Annotated in this window: 21 protein-coding genes and 1 tRNA gene; 5 read left to right on the top strand and 17 right to left on the bottom strand. The window is 43.9% G+C overall.

What is annotated here, in order from left to right:
* Positions 1–51: 51 nt before the first annotated feature.
* The 7 genes from Xbed_RS02370 to Xbed_RS02340 all read right to left on the bottom strand — a co-directional run bounded on the left by Xbed_RS02370 (position 52) and on the right by Xbed_RS02340 (position 5,539).
* Entirely contained in the window at positions 52–1,203 is a 1,152-nt protein-coding gene (locus tag Xbed_RS02370; RefSeq protein WP_086111338.1) for a phage major capsid protein, read from the bottom strand.
* Between the two features lie 213 nt (positions 1,204–1,416).
* Positions 1,417–1,782, bottom strand: coding sequence for a hypothetical protein (locus Xbed_RS02365; protein WP_086111337.1), 366 nt, complete (start codon positions 1,780–1,782; stop codon positions 1,417–1,419).
* A gap of 29 nt (positions 1,783–1,811) precedes the next feature.
* On the bottom strand, positions 1,812–2,306 hold the full coding sequence (locus tag Xbed_RS20095) for a hypothetical protein (RefSeq protein WP_244182386.1): 495 nt from the start codon (positions 2,304–2,306) through the stop codon (positions 1,812–1,814).
* A gap of 483 nt (positions 2,307–2,789) precedes the next feature.
* Positions 2,790–4,832 (bottom strand): AAA family ATPase, encoded by a 2,043-nt coding sequence (locus tag Xbed_RS02355; protein WP_086111336.1) that lies wholly within the window; start codon positions 4,830–4,832, stop codon positions 2,790–2,792.
* A complete protein-coding gene (locus Xbed_RS02350; RefSeq protein WP_086111335.1) occupies positions 4,826–5,131 on the bottom strand; it encodes a hypothetical protein in 306 nt (101 codons plus the stop codon). The genes Xbed_RS02355 and Xbed_RS02350 overlap by 7 nt, the downstream gene beginning before the upstream one ends.
* Positions 5,132–5,133: 2 nt before the next feature.
* Positions 5,134–5,304: a DUF4222 domain-containing protein gene (locus Xbed_RS02345; protein ID WP_086111334.1), complete on the bottom strand. Its 171-nt coding sequence runs from the start codon at positions 5,302–5,304 to the stop codon at positions 5,134–5,136.
* Positions 5,297–5,539, bottom strand: a complete 243-nt coding sequence (locus tag Xbed_RS02340) for a hypothetical protein (RefSeq protein ID WP_086111333.1) — start codon at positions 5,537–5,539, stop codon at positions 5,297–5,299. The genes Xbed_RS02345 and Xbed_RS02340 overlap by 8 nt, the downstream gene beginning before the upstream one ends.
* Positions 5,540–5,732: 193 nt before the next feature.
* Between Xbed_RS02340 and Xbed_RS02335 the strand changes: the two genes are divergently transcribed.
* Positions 5,733–5,915 carry a YlcI/YnfO family protein gene (locus Xbed_RS02335; protein ID WP_086111332.1) on the top strand — a complete coding sequence of 61 codons (183 nt, stop codon included), beginning with the start codon at positions 5,733–5,735 and terminating at the stop codon, positions 5,913–5,915.
* A gap of 472 nt (positions 5,916–6,387) precedes the next feature.
* On the opposite strand, the gene Xbed_RS02330 is transcribed toward Xbed_RS02335, so the two are convergent.
* The 7 genes from Xbed_RS02330 to Xbed_RS02300 form a co-directional block, all read right to left on the bottom strand.
* Positions 6,388–6,903 (bottom strand): hypothetical protein, encoded by a 516-nt coding sequence (locus Xbed_RS02330; RefSeq protein WP_086111331.1) that lies wholly within the window; start codon positions 6,901–6,903, stop codon positions 6,388–6,390.
* 14 nt (positions 6,904–6,917) lie between these two features.
* On the bottom strand, positions 6,918–7,193 hold the full coding sequence (locus Xbed_RS02325) for a helix-turn-helix transcriptional regulator (RefSeq protein ID WP_086111330.1): 276 nt from the start codon (positions 7,191–7,193) through the stop codon (positions 6,918–6,920).
* Entirely contained in the window at positions 7,193–7,390 is a 198-nt protein-coding gene (locus Xbed_RS02320; RefSeq protein ID WP_086111329.1) for a helix-turn-helix transcriptional regulator, read from the bottom strand. The genes Xbed_RS02325 and Xbed_RS02320 overlap by 1 nt, the downstream gene beginning before the upstream one ends.
* A gap of 163 nt (positions 7,391–7,553) precedes the next feature.
* On the bottom strand, positions 7,554–7,799 hold the full coding sequence (locus Xbed_RS02315; protein WP_086111328.1) for a hypothetical protein: 246 nt from the start codon (positions 7,797–7,799) through the stop codon (positions 7,554–7,556).
* Positions 7,771–8,235, bottom strand: coding sequence for a hypothetical protein (locus Xbed_RS02310; RefSeq protein ID WP_086111327.1), 465 nt, complete (start codon positions 8,233–8,235; stop codon positions 7,771–7,773). Before Xbed_RS02310 ends, Xbed_RS02315 begins: the two co-directional genes overlap by 29 nt.
* Positions 8,236–8,379: 144 nt before the next feature.
* Positions 8,380–9,594, bottom strand: coding sequence for a tyrosine-type recombinase/integrase (locus Xbed_RS02305; protein WP_086111326.1), 1,215 nt, complete (start codon positions 9,592–9,594; stop codon positions 8,380–8,382).
* 174 nt (positions 9,595–9,768) lie between these two features.
* Positions 9,769–9,856, bottom strand: a tRNA-Ser gene (locus tag Xbed_RS02300).
* 182 nt (positions 9,857–10,038) lie between these two features.
* Between Xbed_RS02300 and tusE the strand changes: the two genes are divergently transcribed.
* Positions 10,039–10,368: a sulfurtransferase TusE gene (tusE, locus tag Xbed_RS02295; RefSeq protein WP_086111325.1), complete on the top strand. Its 330-nt coding sequence runs from the start codon at positions 10,039–10,041 to the stop codon at positions 10,366–10,368.
* A gap of 15 nt (positions 10,369–10,383) precedes the next feature.
* On the opposite strand, the gene yccX is transcribed toward tusE, so the two are convergent.
* Positions 10,384–10,662, bottom strand: a complete 279-nt coding sequence (gene yccX, locus Xbed_RS02290; RefSeq protein WP_086111324.1) for an acylphosphatase — start codon at positions 10,660–10,662, stop codon at positions 10,384–10,386.
* 225 nt (positions 10,663–10,887) lie between these two features.
* Here yccX and hspQ point away from each other — a divergent pair, with 225 nt between their 5' ends.
* Positions 10,888–11,208: a heat shock protein HspQ gene (gene hspQ, locus Xbed_RS02285; protein ID WP_208612174.1), complete on the top strand. Its 321-nt coding sequence runs from the start codon at positions 10,888–10,890 to the stop codon at positions 11,206–11,208.
* A gap of 67 nt (positions 11,209–11,275) precedes the next feature.
* On the opposite strand, the gene Xbed_RS02280 is transcribed toward hspQ, so the two are convergent.
* Positions 11,276–11,689 (bottom strand): CoA-binding protein, encoded by a 414-nt coding sequence (locus tag Xbed_RS02280; protein ID WP_086111323.1) that lies wholly within the window; start codon positions 11,687–11,689, stop codon positions 11,276–11,278.
* 148 nt (positions 11,690–11,837) lie between these two features.
* Here Xbed_RS02280 and mgsA point away from each other — a divergent pair, with 148 nt between their 5' ends.
* A complete protein-coding gene (mgsA, locus tag Xbed_RS02275) occupies positions 11,838–12,296 on the top strand; it encodes a methylglyoxal synthase (protein WP_086111349.1) in 459 nt (152 codons plus the stop codon).
* 89 nt (positions 12,297–12,385) lie between these two features.
* Here mgsA and helD read toward each other — a convergent pair whose 3' ends face one another.
* A complete protein-coding gene (gene helD, locus Xbed_RS02270; protein WP_086111322.1) occupies positions 12,386–14,440 on the bottom strand; it encodes a DNA helicase IV in 2,055 nt (684 codons plus the stop codon).
* 66 nt (positions 14,441–14,506) lie between these two features.
* On the opposite strand from helD, the gene yccS reads away from it, so the two are divergent.
* The gene (gene yccS / locus Xbed_RS02265) at positions 14,507–16,687 is read left to right on the top strand and encodes a YccS family putative transporter (RefSeq protein ID WP_086111321.1); all 2,181 of its coding nucleotides are present in this window, start codon (positions 14,507–14,509) and stop codon (positions 16,685–16,687) included.
* Positions 16,688–16,888: the final 201 nt, after the last annotated feature.

Raw genomic sequence — 16,888 nt, 5'->3', positions numbered from 1 at the left:
CATTCATTTGAGAGACTCCAAGACAAAAAAGGGGCGCTGTGCCCCTCTCACTTATTTGCTGGCTGCTTTCACTTCCAGCACCTTGATTGCATTGGAGTCCACCAAGCCGCCGCCCAGATATTTATCTGTACAAACCTTATAAAATCCCGGCTCGGTGATATTGTCGGGACGGGTACGGGTGCCTGTTTGATGGTCAACGATGAAGTAGCCGCGTTTGAAGTCACCCAGACCGATCACCCCTTCCGGCATAAATTCAAGATAGTGAACCGGCAAGCCCAGCAACATGTCAGGATCACCCGCCTGTAAACGCTCGCGCCAGATATAATCCCCGTTGCCGTTTTTCAGCTTCTGTACTTTGGCGGCGGTCGTGGAGTTCATCACCCACACGGCGTTCTTGCGGTATTTGTTCCTGAGCAGGAATTTCAGGTCAATCAGGCTATCGGCTTCAAGGCTGGCGACTTCCAGCTTTTGCAGCGTGCCGAAAGCGCGTACCTTGTCAGCTTGGAGATCTCGGGGATAAGACAGGAAGCCTTTCGCTTTCTTGCTACCGTCACCACTCACGAGATCCGTTTCTTCGGTATCAACAAACGTATCTGCAATCTCTGAGGTTAACCAGCCTAAAATATCGACATCGCTAAAGTCGATAATCTCTTGGGTGGTTTTGGGGTAAGCGTAAATCGGGAACAGCTTAATGCTGACCTCTTCCATCTTCGGCGTCGTGGTTTCACCGCGTGCTTTGCCTTCTTCGCCGTGAGCCACCGCTGCGCCACCCACCGAAACTAGTTGCTTATACTCGTTGCTGCGAGTGGTCTTGATGGTACAGATCCGGCGCATGACCGACTCATCAGCCAATTGCTGCATGATCTGCTTATTCAGTTCGGGGATAACGGTATAGCCACCGTCTGACGGGACGCCCGTGGACAAGGTGCGCGTTTCTCCGGTCAGAAGATAATGGCGCAGTTCGTCATTGCTGAGGGTGTCATTGGTCGGTTGGGTCTTCGCTTGACTGCGTTCTTCATCAGACAATGCCTCATAACGGGCAATTTCGGTATTCAGGGCGTCGGACTGGCTGCGCAGCTCGTCAAACTGTTTGGCTTCATCTTCGGTCAGTGAGCGCTTTTCAGTTTCGGCTTGGGTGAGCAGCGAGCACATTTGTTCGGTGAAAGTTGCTTTCTGCTGGCGTAATTCAAGTAATTTCTTCATGGTGCCTCTGCATGTAGGTTAAGGGTTCGCTGTCATGCAGGTTTGAGGAAGCGGTAACGGGTTAGCACTACCGCCTTTGAGGACTTGCTACAGAGCAATTGAAATCAAGATGAGCCTACATGGTTCAGCGATCACTATTTAACACCATGAAAAATAATAAAAAAGACCTCTAAACAAGAGGTCTAAACAAGGGGAAACATGAGGACGGAATGTTTACAAATCTTTACTCTGGCATTCTTCGATAACGCCTATCCAATACTCTAATGTTGATAGCGTCTCAGCTATGTATCCATGAACAACTTGACTAGGTTTAGCGCCTCTGCGTATCTTGTCTATTCCTTTCATATAAGCGTCTGATATGGCAGGTTCAATAAAAGCCATTTCAAATTTTGATAACTCACCATTAGCGTACTGTTTTCTTAATTGATTAGAAAGCTGTGAAGCTGAATCTTTCAATACTGTAATTTTTTGGCTGATCTCTTCACTGGTTTCTTTATCAAAACGATATCTTGGATATCCTAAATCTAATAAGCGATCCAGTTCACTGACTTTTTCTTTTAACTCTTGAATTCGTTTCATTTTTATACCTGTTCTATTTTTCCGTTTTTCTACTCATTGATCCATCCATGAGTGCTATATCCTTGCGGCTCTTCCGCTGGAATGCTGTTCAGACAAAAAACAGAATCTTCATTGACATAAACTTCAAAAAATTGTTCACCCTCACCCCCAATGATAAATTTTCCTGTTTTCCTCTCAAAGTAGCAGCTACCACATGCCCCCAGTATATGCCTAAAAAATCGTCTGGCTACTTGTGGTGTGGCTGTTGTTGGCTCGCAGTCATGGATATATTTTTTCCTCCACGTTGGCATCATTTCAGGCTGATAGTCCCACCATACACTAATCCGCAATTCATCATGACCCGCATCGAACCAGTTGATGATTGTTCGCCTGCCAGCAATAACCAGTTCCTGATATCTGTACTTCTTTTCCTGCTGATTATTTTCGGATCGTCCGTTAAGGTCTATGCGTTCTTTTTTTATTGCCTCATTTAAAGCAATAACCATGAGTTTTAAAATGTACCTTTGTTTTTCTGATTTCTTCATTTTTATGCCTCACAATTTCAAGAAAATATGATATGGGTATTCGTTGTTAACACACTTCATTCCCCATCGATTACCCATTTATTTCCCCATCACCTATTTTCACTGGCTCAAAAACAGGTGGGGAATTTGTATTTTTTTATCCTTTAAAATCAATACGATCAGCGTTCCCCACTTTCCCCGCATATATACAGAAAAAGTGGGGAATTTGGATACCTCCAATTATTACTTCCCCACCATTCCCCATTTTTCTCCCCACTTTTAATCCTCATTGCTCTGATTTTTCCTCCTCACCTATTCCTCACTTTTCTCCTCACTTTTTGTTTTCCTCACTGTGAAAACAGGTGAGGAATTCATGATTTTTTATCCTTAAAAATCAATATCTTTTGTACTCCTCACTTTTTCTGTATATATGCGAAAAAAGTGAGGAATTTAGTAAGCAGTAAACCCCCTCTCCTCACCGCTCCTCACTTTTCTCCTCACTTTTTAATCTTCATTATTCTGGTTAACAATGGTGAGTTCCTGCCCGTGACGGATAATCATCCCGTCCTGCTCTAACTTGGTTAACCAGCGGCTGAAATTCTTCACATTCACGCCCATCGCTTTTAAATCATCACGGATAAGGGCAACAGTACAAGGTTCTTTCAGGGTAGTACGTGACCGTATGCACTGCCATAACGCGGTATGGTTATCTGTCTTATTGGCGACGAATTCAATTTCTTCCTCTTCAACCGGATCGCGGGGTTTATCAATTAAAACCAGTGACGTAATGTTTTCGCCGTCTCTGTCGGTAAAGAGTTCGACAACCCGTAAATCATAGGCTTTGGTTTCTGGTTCTTCGGCATCTTTCATCTTGGTACAGGCGATAATTAATGCACCGCCTTTTTTCCCCTCCCGGCTGATTTTGAATTCAACGTCCAGTGCAGCACGAAAAGCACTTGAGCCTCTCGCGCCTTTGCTTTCGTCCTTACCGGAATGGTGAACCACAAGAATACTTGCCCCGGTCTTGGCTTTCAGCTCGTCACAGCCCCGGACAAATGCCCCCATATCCCTTGAATCATTCTCATCCGCGCCACCAAAACAACGGGCTAAGGTGTCCAGAATGATCAAACGAACGGGTTTACCTGTTTCGGCTTCGACCTGTTGTGTGGCAATCACCAATTCATTGACTTCTGCGGGTGAGGCCGGAAATACAGGCGTATTCACCAGATACATATTCTCTACTGTCTGACCCTTGACGATTTCCCATGCTTTAACACGTCTCGGCACACCGATCCCGCCTTCACCCACGACATACATTACAGAACCCTGAGCAACGGGCTTGCCTGCCCATGCCTTACCCGTGGAAATATGACAACCCCATGATCCCGCCAGAAAGCTCTTATATGACCCGCTTGCCCCGTAAATACTGCACAGGGATTGCGCCGGAATTACGCCTTTAACAACGTAATCTAACTGCGCATCAAACCCCTCAGAACCGACTGAGAGGGGTAGCGTTGTCTTACGAGCAGGGTAAATAGTTTCTACGTTGTTATTGCTGCGGTTTTCTTTTGCATGACTGTCCATATATTCTCCCACCTGATACAACCCTTCACTAAATGCCTGCTTTGCTGCCTCGATACCGTGTTGCTGACGGTAATCATCCCAATCGGCCTTGTGTTCTGTCGGGGGTAATGTGACCCACCCGTTAATCGCTTTGGCGGTCTTCTCTGCCGCCATCTTGCCAACGTTCTTCTTCGGCTTGCCGTTGTTGTCCAGTTCCCCCGATTCGTGCCAATCGTTATCAGCCGCAAGTATGATTTTCACGTCTGACCACCGTTCCCGAACCTGTTTCGCCACGGTGGATAAATTTCCCTCATCAATCGCCGCCAGTACCCGACCTTCATGTAACTGGCTCACTGTTAAGGCGGTTGCATACCCCTCGGTAATGATGATCGTGTCTGGTATTCCGGTGATTGCCGATAAGGGGATAAAACTGCCTTTTTTCTGCGTCCCTGAGACAAGGCGCTTTTCACCGTTCGGCTTAATGGTCTGAGCGCCCGTGACTGTGCCGTCCAGAGTCTGAGTGACCAGCAACAAAGAACCGTCTTTCAGTAACCGCTGATTGGGGCATGGCAGCCCCTTTTTAACCAGATATTGAGATTCACCCGTGACAGAGGTTGCAACCAGCGCCGCGACACGTTCTGCAATCGGTTTTACTGTTTGGGGCTTTTCTTTGGCGGGCTTGGGTTCTGGCAAGGGTAATGCCAGTGCATCAGCAACCACCTTTGCAGCCTCAACAATCGTGATCCCCTTCGCCCTGACCAGTAAATCAAAGCCATCGCCATGATTCGGGTTATCACACTGGCGGCAATGCCAGTTACCGTCTCCGTGGTCGTCTATGAAGTGAAAACGGTCAGTTCCACCACATATCGGGCAAGCACCATGCTTACCCTTTTCCGGAACATTCACCCCACAGGCAGACAGCAACCCTTCCCACTGATTTTGCGCCGCTGTTTTCACTGACCGGATATCAATATGGCTTACCATTTGGGGAATCCCTCGCGGTGGTGAATTTCAAAATCCGCATGCTGTGCTGTGTCATTCAGCGCTTCGGCGATCCGTGGCAAATACATCAGCGCTTCACCGATACGGCGTAAATCGTCCCTTGCCTGACAATCTGCATAGTTTTCATTATCGGCTGACCAGAAAGCCAGTTCCCCCATTGCAGACATCGCCGCCATCACTGCACTGTGCGCACCATCGGAATGCTTGCGTAAGTCTTTCAGTTCCTCAGTGTCCATAGCACTAAAGTTATTGCGTACCAGATGGTTATAGATATCAGACATAATCATGCTCTCCCTGCGTAGGTGTATTCTTTAGTGAAGCGGCTTATTGGCATGATGCACGGGGTGTTGTAGCCATCACGGATAAACGTCACGCGATTAAAGGCGATCGATAGCACCTGTACGGTCTCCCCGTTCTTATGGGTGTAATAGTCATGGGGGGCAGGGTTACGCATGATTCACCCCCTGAACGGTAGACATATCTCTACGGTTGAAAGGGGTATCGATATCCCTCGGTTGACGAGAGACGAATATCAGGGAAGAGATGCCTGCCAGTAGACGGGCTTCAATCTCACTGTCTGCTAACACAGTGATAAGACGCACGGGGTGAATATCCACCAGCCGTTGAGTGCCTGACGCAATTAGGAATGTAAATTTGAGGCGAGTTTGGTTATGCTGTGTGTCAGCCATAATCGTTACTCCTGTTAACGGTTGTTGGTTAGAGGCTCCGTGTGGACTGCAATCCAGCGGAGCTTTGTTTTTATTGAATGCTGCAACATCCAACTGGCACCCAGTATAAAAACAAACTGGCACCCACTTCAACCTTTTTTTCCGAATTATTTTTGTGTATACTGGCACCCATAAGTAAATACGGAGACCAGTAATGACACGTGATAATGTCAATAACAAATCACAAAAGATGAGCGCACGAGTACCACATGAGGTAGCTGATAGCGTAGAATCGTTAAAGGAACCGGGGGAAAGCACGGCGCAATTTATCGTCACTGCATTACAGGGTGAGATCAAACGCCGCCAGCGCAAAGCCAGGTCACCATCTGAGCAATAACCAACCAGTTGATTTAGTTCATGACGCAAATATGCGTGTTCCCAAAGGGTAGCATTCGCCGTGCTATCCTTTTCTTTTTGCGCCTGACTCAATGACGGTCGCAAATTTTGTGCACCTCTTAATGAGGTGTGCAAATTCTGTGAGTCAGCATGACTGCCGCACAAGTTTTGCGAGTAAATGTCATTTACGCACAGCGTCATTTGTGAGTAACTACCAGTTACGCACAAAGTCCGATTTTCGGACATTGGATTTTGCATCGACGATTTTCGTTGGTTCAAATATTCATCAATTTGCATACCGATATTTTCGGCGGTCAAAGTGACCCCCTCGGAAAAATCAATAAGTTGCCGTAGGTGTCCGAAAATTTTCGCATACCCATCAGCGGAATATTTCGCCGATGTGTGACCCGCCAAAGTGAGGACTACGACAATAGGACTCCTTAGCCTCAAGGAGTCTGTGCACATAACGATCATCACATCACCTCTCTCAGCTCTATTCCTTTCGCTGTGTAACCCTGAACCCGAACACCCTCAACACGGTGGCGTTTCTTGGTTAGAAAGCGAATGTGATCGGCATAGACGTAGAGCCACTGACCATCTACAGCAATGCGTTCAAAGGTTCTGATTGGTCGCTTTGCATACTGGACAAAAGGTATAAACTTATTGATTTTATTGCATTTATTGGTCGACAACCCCTTATCATTACCTGTCACGCGATAGAGCCAGAATCGCTGTTCTTTACCTGTGAGCTTTTTCGTTCTAACTGGCACATAACCAGCCTTACGCATCGCTAAACTAAACTCCGCATCATTCTTGTAATATTGGCGACGTAACTCATTTGATACTGAGACAACGAAACTTTGTTTAGTCCATATCTCTATCCATTGACTCACTAATTCAATTGGCAACCCATTAACTAATATCCCGCTAGTCTGATTTTGGGCGTAGGTAAGCCCCTGACCATTTAAGGCCATATTTTTCTTTTTCATGTGCTTACCCTGTCTTAATTTGGTTTACGGCTATACGGGTTATTTACATTGTCTACTGTTGGCGGATTACGTACCCACCATAAAACATCACTTAATAACCATGCACAGGAATTACGCCCAAAATGACAGCGCGGAGGAAATAAGCCTAACCCCTCCAATTTATGGCAATGGCTGCGAGAAATACCGGATATCTTTTTTCGTTCCCGTTCTCTTATTCGCCTTTCAATTTCACCATAGGCAGAAAGAATATATTTTCGCTGTTTGTCGGTCGGTAATATGAATTTTGGCATTACATCACCTCACCGCGTGACTCAGTGATACGTTGTGATACCCAGTCATCGATTTCTGACTCAATAAAAGCGACTGAACGAGTACCGATTTTGACTTGCTTGGGAAATTTATTGTCTGCAATGAGTTTGTAGATCCATGCCTTTCCGTAGCCAGTTCTGCGCTGGACTTCGGGTAAGCGGATAAGGTTAATAGCCATTTGTTTACTCCTGTATACGTTCAAATTACAAGAGCGATGTTGACATAAGAATACACCCTAACAGCAAGATCTTTAGGGTTCAGGGTATATTGCCATTAGGGTAAGAGTTGAATGTACTTAGGGTGAGGGTAATTGGTATTTATCACCCTCAGGGTGGCAGGAATTATCTTTTAATGGGGCATGCAACTAGTTCAACGCTTTCAGCTTGTTTTTTTGAGAGGCCTTTATTGGTAAGTTCTAATATTATACTTTCTTGATTACCTCTAGTTGATTTATCATCGTGCACATATCCAGCCCACTCTTTATTTCTTATTTCAATAGCGAGTGCCAAAGGATCATCATCCCTGAACTTATTTAAATATAAAATAGAGTCACAACTATTATCTGCTGAATTTTTTTTTAATCGCATTGATCTCATTTTTTAATTCCACGATTAGTTCGTCTCTTTTATTATCACATAATTTCACGTTATATGAATTAATTGATTCAAAATCTAAACTAATTTGTCTACTTTCAAAAAAATAATCCAACTCTTCTTTTATAAAGCCAAAACGGTTGTAACAGCTTTCGTTAAATAATATAGGATAATCAACAGCCATTGATAATAAATGATTTGTTATTCCTTCTGGAGCTAGATTAACTCGTTCGCCTTCATCTATCATTATAAGATTAACCGGAGCACGGCGATGCCGAGTACGAAAACTATTATATCCATCAGGGTAAAAATATTTTTTAATCCATCTAACAGCTTCGCGTATATCAGCCCCCAATAAATTTCTTTCAACTGTCTTGATAAAACTTTTTACACTCACAAAATTGATTGGTTTTCCATCAAATACCAGCATTAAGCCACCTCACACCCTCTATTGGTAGGAGCTATGCCAGTCCGTAGAGGTGTACGGGGTTTCGGTGATCAGCCTAGGCATAGCTTTATTCTTTAACGTCTTGGATAGTCTACTAAAGTAAATTACCTCTGTCTATTCATATAGTTAAGCATGTTTCTTAAATTTGCCATGCACCACATTTCCGCCTTGTTCTAGTACTTCCATATAGTCTGCGTACCATTGCAGCATTTCCCGGCGACCATCCAGATACTGGGCGTGATTGTAGGTTCCTCGAATGCTGTTCTTATCAACATGGGCAAGCTGTGTTTCGATCCAAGCCGTGTTATAGCCTTGCTCGTGTAAGATGGTGCTCATGGTATGGCGGAATCCGTGGCCTGTAGCTCTACCACCATACCCCATACGCTTCATCATGGTATTTAGTGCCATATCAGATAGATGATTTTTATAATTTGTACGGCTTGGAAAAACATATTGATAGCTACCACTGATAGGCTGAATCTGCTTCAATAAATTAATAGCTTGTTCTGGCAGTGGCACGATATGGGGACGACGCATTTTCATTTTTTCGGCTGAAATTTCCCAAATCGCCTTATCTAAATCAATTTCTGACCATTCAGCCTTGCGAAGTTCCCCTGGTCGAACGCCCGTTAATATAAGAATACGCAAAGCCACTCTAACGATCTGACTTCCCATATATTTATCAACGGAACGCAAAAATTCAGGCAGCTCATTTACTGAAAGGTGAGCATAATGTTCACGTTTATGGGGAACAAAGGCGCTCGCTAAATCCGGGGCGGGATTGTATTCTGCCCTGCCAGTAATAATTGCGTATTTCCATACTTCACCGCAGCGTTGCCGCACTTTCTTTAACTTTTCTGTAGCTCCTCTCTTTTCCATAATAGAAAGGACTTCCAGTAATTCGAGTGGTTTTATTTCGGCAATTGGACGATCACCTATATAAGGGAATACATCATTTTCAAATGCGGACATCATATCTTCGCGGTAGCCAACCGACCATCTATCCTTACGGCCGTTATACCATTCGAGCGCAATGTTCTTAAATGTATTTTCTGTTTGATTAATAGCTGCCGTTTTCTCTGCTTTTCTGGCTTCACTTGGGTTAATTCCATTAGCAACCAGCTTTCTGGCTTCGTCACGTTTAGCTCTGGCTTCCGTGAGTGTGATAACAGGATAGATGCCTAACGATATCATTTTAGTTTTGCCAGCGAACTGATAACGATACCGCCAACCTTTTGAGCCATTAGTATCAATTAACAGAGATAGCCCGTTACCATCCGCCAGCGTATAGGTTTTTTCTTTGGGTTTGGCTCGTTTGATAGCCATGTCTGTCAGCTTCATAAATCACCAATATTGTATAGAAAAATTGTAGAGGGAAATTCTATACAAAAAACTATACAACAGATTGTAGAGATTTAGAAAGATTGCGCTGGACTTCGAGAGAGTATTATTTGGGGATTTTCGTTGATTTTACTAGGAAAAGTAGACTTTAAGAGATGCTGCTAGAAGTGTAGATGGCGGAGGAGGAGAGATTCGAACTCTCGGATGGTTTCCCATCGGCGGTTTTCAAGACCGCTGCCTTCAGCCGCTCGGCCACCCCTCCGCGATGTCGAGCACTATAAACATCACAGTTACCAATGTAAAGTATTTATCTGTTCAACTGCCGCCAATTTACTCATATTGCTATCTGTTGGCCTATTTATTCAGCAGGTTGGACAATCTTTCTTGGGAATAGTGGTGATTTTTGCTAAATTGCCGCCATCATTATTGAATGGTTAAAAAGTTATGTTGGTATTTGAAGGTCGTGAGATCGAAACAGATGCACAAGGTTATCTGAAAAATAGCAGTGACTGGCAAGAAGCGATGGCACCTATGCTTGCCGAGCAGGAAGATATCACGCTGACTGAACAGCATTGGGAAGTTATACGTTTTGTGCGGGCATTCTATGAGGAATTTAATACTTCTCCCGCTATTCGTATGCTAGTCAAAGCGATCTCACAAAAATATGGTGAGGAAAAAGGGAATAGCCGTTATCTCTATCGACTGTTCCCCAAGGGGCCGGCAAAACAGGCAACAAAAATTGCAGGTCTTCCAAAACCAGTTAAGTGCATTTGATCTATTCATCCGTCGTTAATGGCGGATGCAAAAATCAGCCATCTCCTCTATTTCACCAAACTGAGACTGGAAATGATCAATTTTGGCACCCGGTGGTCCTCCTTGTTCCAACCAATGTGTTAGCTTTTTGAGCTGTTTTTCATCACCACAAGCAACAATTTTGACGCTTCCATCATTCATATTACGAACATATCCCACCAACTGATTCTTCTTTGCCCAATGATACGTTTGATAACGAAATCCGACTCCCTGTACCCGACCATAAACGTAAATAATAACACGGTATTTATCCATCGTTGTGTTCCTCCCGGATAAGATAGTAAGCACTTTGAAATGTTAAACCTACTTTTGGTATTGTATTTTATATACGCAACAGCTAACCTAAAATTATGAGGTGGTGATCACATGCCATCTTAAGTTTCAAAAATCATGCAAAAATTCCGGTTATCGGGTTTGCACTTGAAATTTACCTTACTGTCCCTATATAAGAGTCATTGCAAGGTTTCTTTGGAGGTGACTATGATGATCGCCAGCAAATTCGGTATTGGTCAGCAGGTACGGCATAGGCTGTTGGGTTACTTAGGTGTTGTTGTAGATATTGATGCTGAATATTCTTTAGAACAGCCGCAGGAAAATGATATTGCATCTAATGCTACCTTACGTTCAGCTCCGTGGTACCACGTTGTAATGGAAGATGATGATGGACAACCCGTCCATACTTATCTGGCAGAGGCGCAATTGACTTATGAAACATCAGATGATCATCCAGAACAGCCTTCCCTGGATGAGTTGGCCGAGTCAATCCGCAATCAATTGCAAGCGCCACGCCTACGGAATTAAACCCTATCATTACCGTTATTCAAATCATTTCGGTAAGGTGGTGAATAGTGAATGATCACTGCCTTATTCATTTCTCCATGCCCAAACGCGGAATTTCAATTTTAGGGCAACGATCCATCACAACTTTCAATCCTTCATGCTCTGCCAGTAATTTGGCTTCTTCATTGATGACGCCTTTTTGTAACCAAAGGACTTTTGCACCAATAGCGATTGTTTCCTCAGCAACACCATAGGCCATCGCCGCATTGCGAAATACATCAACCATATCCACGACTTGATCAATATCGGCTAATTGGCTTATTACCGGCTGCCCCAATAAAATTTGTCCCGCCAATTTAGGGCTGACAGGAATAACGTTATACCCTTGATTCAATAAGTATTCCATTACCTTATAGCTTGGGCGATCGGGCTTATCACTCGCGCCGACTAACGCTATTGTTTTAACCTTTTCCAGTATAGCCATTATATGTTGATCGTTCATTTAATCTCCTGCACCCGTTTTTCAAGTTGCAACAGCGATTTTCATTTGGTTTATCTGCTACAGTGTTTATGGTCACCACACCGTTGTTTTTTTATTATCTTGCCATTTTAAAGAATGGCAAATGATTTATTCATATAAAGGTATCACCATGGAATTAACGACTCGCACCTTGACAGAATCAAAAAATATCGCGCTTGTCGCACATGACCACTGTAAAACCTCCCTGCTGAATTGGGTCAATACGCATAACGCTTTGTTAAGCAGACATAGGCTATATGCGACAGGAACGACGGGGCATTTAATTCAGCAAAAGACCGGGTTGTCTGTTACGAGTATGCTGAGTGGGCCAATGGGAGGTGACCAACAAATCGGTGCCCTGATTTCTGAAGGAAAAATCGATGTTTTAATCTTCTTGTGGGATCCCTTGAATTCGGTTCCCCACGATCCTGATGTTAAAGCCCTGCTACGTTTGGCGACGGTCTGGAATATTCCCGTTGCTACCAACCTTTCAACTGCCGATTTTCTGATTAGCTCGGCGCTTTTTTCAGAAGAAGTTGATATCGAAGTGCCAGATTATCAGCGCTATCTCAATGAAAGGCTCCGGTAGTCCGAACAATTATTTTTGTCGATCACTTCAAATGGGAGAGCCAAACTCTCCCAATTTTTACTCTGATATTTTTTGATGCGGGTATGACTTTAAGGCTTGCGCTGAATGGGCACCCCTAATTGCGCCAATTGTTGAATAAATATCGATGGATTTTTCGGTGCCTGCATCAGCCAGACCTGTTTTTTTGCCCGTGTCAGTGCAACATATAAAAGACGACGTTCTTCCGCATCGGGGAAATCTTCAGGTGGTGGCAATAAAACCTGTTCCAGCACTGATTCCCTCGCTGGCGCTGGAAAACCGTCTTTTCCCTGCTGCAATCCCAAAATAATGACATATTCCGCTTGTTGCCCTTTCGATGCATGAATTGTCATAAATTCAATCTGCAAATTTGGCCAGCGAGTCGGCGCTTTTTTCAATAACTCTGGCTTTAGATGATGATAACGTGCCAGCAATAAGATGCTTTCCTGCTGGGTAACATAACCACTCATTTTGTTAAGCAGTGCTTCCAACTGTTCTTCCGGTAAAATCACCACCGATTTTTTATTACCTTTTATCAGGCTATTGAGTGGCTTAGTCAATTGATGGGGATTTTGTTGCACAAATAGGTTGGCTATCTCACCAATACGATCATTGAAGCGATAAGTCGTATCCAACACACATTCTGTACCTCCACCAAAATAAGCTGAAAATGCGGTTGTTAACGTTAATTCAACCCCGCTGAAACGATAAATGGCTTGCCAATCATCTCCCACAGCAAACAGGTGGCTTTGTTTATTCTGCACTTTCAATGCGGTCAATAATTTGGCTCTCAGTGGTGAGATATCCTGAAACTCATCCACCAGAATATGTTTCCACGGGCTGATAAATCGCCCTTTTTGTAGAATATTCACGGCCTGATGGATTAAGCCGGAAAAATCGATTGCTCCTTCCGATTTCAAGGCCGATCTCCAAGCCTTCAACAAAGGAGCCATCAGCCGTAACCGTTTCTGAAATACATCAGCATAAGCGGCAGGTGCCTGATCAATCATCTCTTTTTGACTGCCGCCATGCATACGCATTAACTCCAGCCAGCGCTCCAGACGGACAGATAAGCGAGTCGCCAACAGTTTATCGTGCCAATATTCACCTTCGGGTAATTGCCAATCCAGCTCTTCATCCAACCACTCCCGCCAGCCTTTCGCTTGTGCTTTTTTATCTCCACACTGTTTTTGCCATTCCTGAATGAGAAAATCACGGCGTTTTTGAGCGTCAGTTTCCAATTCGCTAATTTTAGGTTCCTGATGGCTTCCTTGCTGAATAATATGCAATGCCAGGGCATGAAATGTTTTTGCTTGTATCCCTTTTGTGCCCAAACGTGTCTGAATACGCTCATTCATTTCATTGGCCGCCTGACGACCAAAAGCCAACAGCAAGATCTGTTCAGGCAGAGCCTGCTGACGCAATAACAACCAACCAGCACGCGCCACCAGAACAGCGGTTTTTCCGCTCCCTGCACCAGCCAAAACCAAAATATTTTTTTCACCATTAACCACGGCCTGACACTGGGAACGATTAAGTGGTGACGTTTCTATGGTGCGGAAAAATGCTTCATGTTGAGCGAACATGCGATCCACCCACCGCTGGTTGATGGCTTGAACGGTTTTTTCCCCCTCATGCAACCAATTCAGACAAACCTGATAATCATCACGGCAATGTTCAAATTGTACGATCCGTTGTAATGGCAGAGGTAACGCCTGAAATGTTTCTTGGATTTGTTGCTGCAATGAAATTAAATCTGCGATTTTCAACCAACGATCCTGCTGTTCGATTTTATTCATTTCATTGACTTGAGCAGCCAACACATCAGCACTGACATCGCTCATATCAAGGCTCCATTTTTGCCATTCTTTTAACAAGTAATGGTAAAAATGTTGTGTCTGCTGCCATTCCGTACCATGCAGACGAACCACTTTTCCTTCAGGCAATTCAAATTCCAGTTCCCCCCAGACAATCCCTCGCTTACACTGAATACCGATTAATTGATTAAATGGAATAAGGTACTGGTGCTTGTCACCGCTGACTTCAATGCCAGCATTGAGTAGGCGCACCCGATTATAAGGATGCCGGGCGAGGCGTTGGCCGATTTGCGTTGATTTTAGTTCCATTGTCGTGGCACCGTACCTGAAAATTGTTGAACTACTTCATCACGTAAATGTTGTTAGGGGTATTTTGTGCTAACGGTTTTATCCAGCTCCCGCCATTTTCTGTATAACAGTCACGTCTTCTATTATATCCGCATATTCATTGCACTGACAGGAACCACCCTTATTCCCTGGCTATTGGGGGAAGATCCGAAAATAACCATTCCCCTGCTGTTGGGCGTCGTTGCAGCAGCATTAACAGATTTGGATGATCGTTTGGTTGGTCGTCTGCGTAATCTCATTATTACGTTAATCTCTTTCTTTGTCGCTTCCACGTCTATTACACTGCTATTTCCTTATCCGTGGTTTTTTATGTTTGGGCTGGCAGTATCGACCTGTGGCTTTATCCTGTTGGGGGCATTAGGCCAACGCTACGCCACTATTGCTTTTGGCGCTTTGCTGATAGCGATTTATACCATGCTGGGTTCGTCGATATTTCCTGTTTGGTATCAGCAACCTGTATTACTGCTTATTGGTGCTATCTGGTATAACTTACTGACATTGACAGGCCATTTGCTCTTTCCGATTCGTCCCCTGCAAGAAAATCTGGCACGTTGTTACCAACAGCTTTCAGCCTATCTTTATGCCAAGACAAGTCTGTTTGACCCTGATGCCGAAGCCGAAGAATATAAGCAATCTGTGTTTGATATTGCCATGGCGAACAGCACGCTAGTCACAACACTCAACCAAGCTAAGATTTCTTTATTGAGTCGCCTGAAAGGGGATCGCGGACAACGAGGAACTCGCCATACATTGCATTATTATTTTGTTGCACAGGATATCCATGAACGCGCCAGTTCATCGCATGTTCAGTATCAAAAACTGAGGGAAATTCTTCGCCACAGCGATATTATGTTTCGTATTCAAAAGTTACTTTCCATGCAGGCACGAGCATGTGAGCAGATCTCGCAATCTATTATTTTACATAAGCAATATCAACATAATCCACGTTTTGAGCCTGCGTTCAACTACCTTGAAAGTTCCCTTGAGCGTTTGAAAACACAGCAAGGCACTCATGCTAAAATGATGGCATTTGATAATCTGCTGAAAAACTTGCGTGCAATTGATGCTCAACTGGCTGGCCTAAGTTCTGATCAATATCTTCTGGCCCAAAATAATTTTCCAAATGATAAACAACCAAATGATAAACCAGAAGAGACACGCTTATCCGATGAAGCCTTAACCGGCTGGCGTGATGTGTGGTTTAGGATCCGTCGTAATTTGACCCCAAAGTCTGCCCTATTTCGCCACGCTATCCGAATGTCTGTCCTGCTCTGTACTGGCTATGCTATTATCCAACTCTTTGATTTACAACGCGGTTATTGGATTTTGCTGACAAGTCTGTTTGTCTGCCAACCCAACTATAGTGCCACTCGCCGACGCTTGGCTCTACGTGTCATTGGCACACTGGCGGGTATTTTAATTGGCCTGCCAATTCTCTACTTCGTACCTTCCATTGAAGGGCAACTGGTGTTAATTGTCATATCTGGCGTGCTGTTCTTCGCTTTTCGTAATATTCAATATGCACATGCAACGCTGTTCATCACGCTTCTGGTATTACTGAGTTTCAATTTATTGGGTGAAGGTTTTGAAGTCGCGTTACCGAGAATTATCGACACATTGGTAGGTTGTGTCATTGCCTTACTCGCGGTCAGTTTCATCTGGCCTGACTGGAAATTCCGTCAATTGCCTCAAGTCATTAACCGCACAATAGGGGTCAATTGCCACTACCTTAATGCTATCTTAGAACAGTACCATCAAGGAAAGAGCAATAGCCTGAATTACCGCATCGCTCGCCGTGATGCCCATAATTGTGATGCTGAATTGGCGTCGGTAATCTCAAACATGGCATCGGAGCCAAAAAGCGACCGAATTTCTCAAGACGCCGCCTTTCGACTGTTGTGCCTTAACCATACGATGCTGAGTTATATTTCTGCATTGGGCGCCCATCGGGATAAACTCAATGACCCGGCAATGCTGGATATTCTGAATGATGCCATCTGTTATGTTGAATCCACATTACAACAAGAATGGATGAACAGTGATACATTGCAATCCGCTATAAATAATGTAGTGGAAAAAATTAATCTTGTGCCTTCCGAAAGTAACAATAAAGTCCAGCTTGTGTTACAGCAAATAGGCTTGCTCATTGAACTATTACCGGAGATTGTCAGTTTAACCAAGCAAATCAGCAAACAAGAACCACTTTAAAAAACACGCTTATAGGGGCAATGACGCCCCTAAATGACATGATAAAATGAGTCACTCCAATGACTGTAATAAATACTGTTACAAAACCACCACAGAATAAATAAAACGAATAAATATTCTCTTAATTTTCAATCGCAATGTAATATTCATAAAAATTAACACCATAAGTATTCATTTTTGATATTGATTACATGAGAAATT

It is taken from the genome of Xenorhabdus beddingii, assembly GCF_002127545.1.
In the GTDB taxonomy this organism is placed as follows: Bacteria; Pseudomonadota; Gammaproteobacteria; order Enterobacterales; family Enterobacteriaceae; genus Xenorhabdus; species Xenorhabdus beddingii.
Note: the sequence above shows the minus strand (reverse complement) of the source record. Positions and strands in the feature narration are given on the sequence as shown.

Excerpts from the sequence above, each read along its gene's own strand:
- Xbed_RS02355 (WP_086111336.1), bottom strand. The coding sequence starts at position 4,832 with ATGGTAAGCCATATTGATATCCGGTCAGTGAAAACAGCGGCGCAAAAT.
- Xbed_RS02320 (WP_086111329.1), bottom strand. The coding sequence starts at position 7,390 with ATGGCTATTAACCTTATCCGCTTACCCGAAGTCCAGCGCAGAACTGGC.
- hspQ (WP_208612174.1), top strand. The coding sequence starts at position 10,888 with ATGATGATCGCCAGCAAATTCGGTATTGGTCAGCAGGTACGGCATAGG.
- tusE (WP_086111325.1), top strand. The coding sequence starts at position 10,039 with ATGTTGGTATTTGAAGGTCGTGAGATCGAAACAGATGCACAAGGTTAT.
- mgsA (WP_086111349.1), top strand. The coding sequence starts at position 11,838 with ATGGAATTAACGACTCGCACCTTGACAGAATCAAAAAATATCGCGCTT.
- Xbed_RS02340 (WP_086111333.1), bottom strand. The coding sequence starts at position 5,539 with ATGGCTGACACACAGCATAACCAAACTCGCCTCAAATTTACATTCCTA.
- Xbed_RS02350 (WP_086111335.1), bottom strand. The coding sequence starts at position 5,131 with ATGTCTGATATCTATAACCATCTGGTACGCAATAACTTTAGTGCTATG.
- yccX (WP_086111324.1), bottom strand. The coding sequence starts at position 10,662 with ATGGATAAATACCGTGTTATTATTTACGTTTATGGTCGGGTACAGGGA.
- Xbed_RS02330 (WP_086111331.1), bottom strand. The coding sequence starts at position 6,903 with ATGAAAAAGAAAAATATGGCCTTAAATGGTCAGGGGCTTACCTACGCC.
- Xbed_RS02365 (WP_086111337.1), bottom strand. The coding sequence starts at position 1,782 with ATGAAACGAATTCAAGAGTTAAAAGAAAAAGTCAGTGAACTGGATCGC.
- Xbed_RS02335 (WP_086111332.1), top strand. The coding sequence starts at position 5,733 with ATGACACGTGATAATGTCAATAACAAATCACAAAAGATGAGCGCACGA.
- Xbed_RS02325 (WP_086111330.1), bottom strand. The coding sequence starts at position 7,193 with ATGCCAAAATTCATATTACCGACCGACAAACAGCGAAAATATATTCTT.
- Xbed_RS02315 (WP_086111328.1), bottom strand. The coding sequence starts at position 7,799 with ATGCGATTAAAAAAAAATTCAGCAGATAATAGTTGTGACTCTATTTTA.
- helD (WP_086111322.1), bottom strand. The coding sequence starts at position 14,440 with ATGGAACTAAAATCAACGCAAATCGGCCAACGCCTCGCCCGGCATCCT.
- Xbed_RS02345 (WP_086111334.1), bottom strand. The coding sequence starts at position 5,304 with ATGCGTAACCCTGCCCCCCATGACTATTACACCCATAAGAACGGGGAG.
- Xbed_RS02310 (WP_086111327.1), bottom strand. The coding sequence starts at position 8,235 with ATGCTGGTATTTGATGGAAAACCAATCAATTTTGTGAGTGTAAAAAGT.
- Xbed_RS02280 (WP_086111323.1), bottom strand. The coding sequence starts at position 11,689 with ATGAACGATCAACATATAATGGCTATACTGGAAAAGGTTAAAACAATA.
- Xbed_RS02305 (WP_086111326.1), bottom strand. The coding sequence starts at position 9,594 with ATGAAGCTGACAGACATGGCTATCAAACGAGCCAAACCCAAAGAAAAA.
- Xbed_RS02370 (WP_086111338.1), bottom strand. The coding sequence starts at position 1,203 with ATGAAGAAATTACTTGAATTACGCCAGCAGAAAGCAACTTTCACCGAA.
- Xbed_RS20095 (WP_244182386.1), bottom strand. The coding sequence starts at position 2,306 with ATGAAGAAATCAGAAAAACAAAGGTACATTTTAAAACTCATGGTTATT.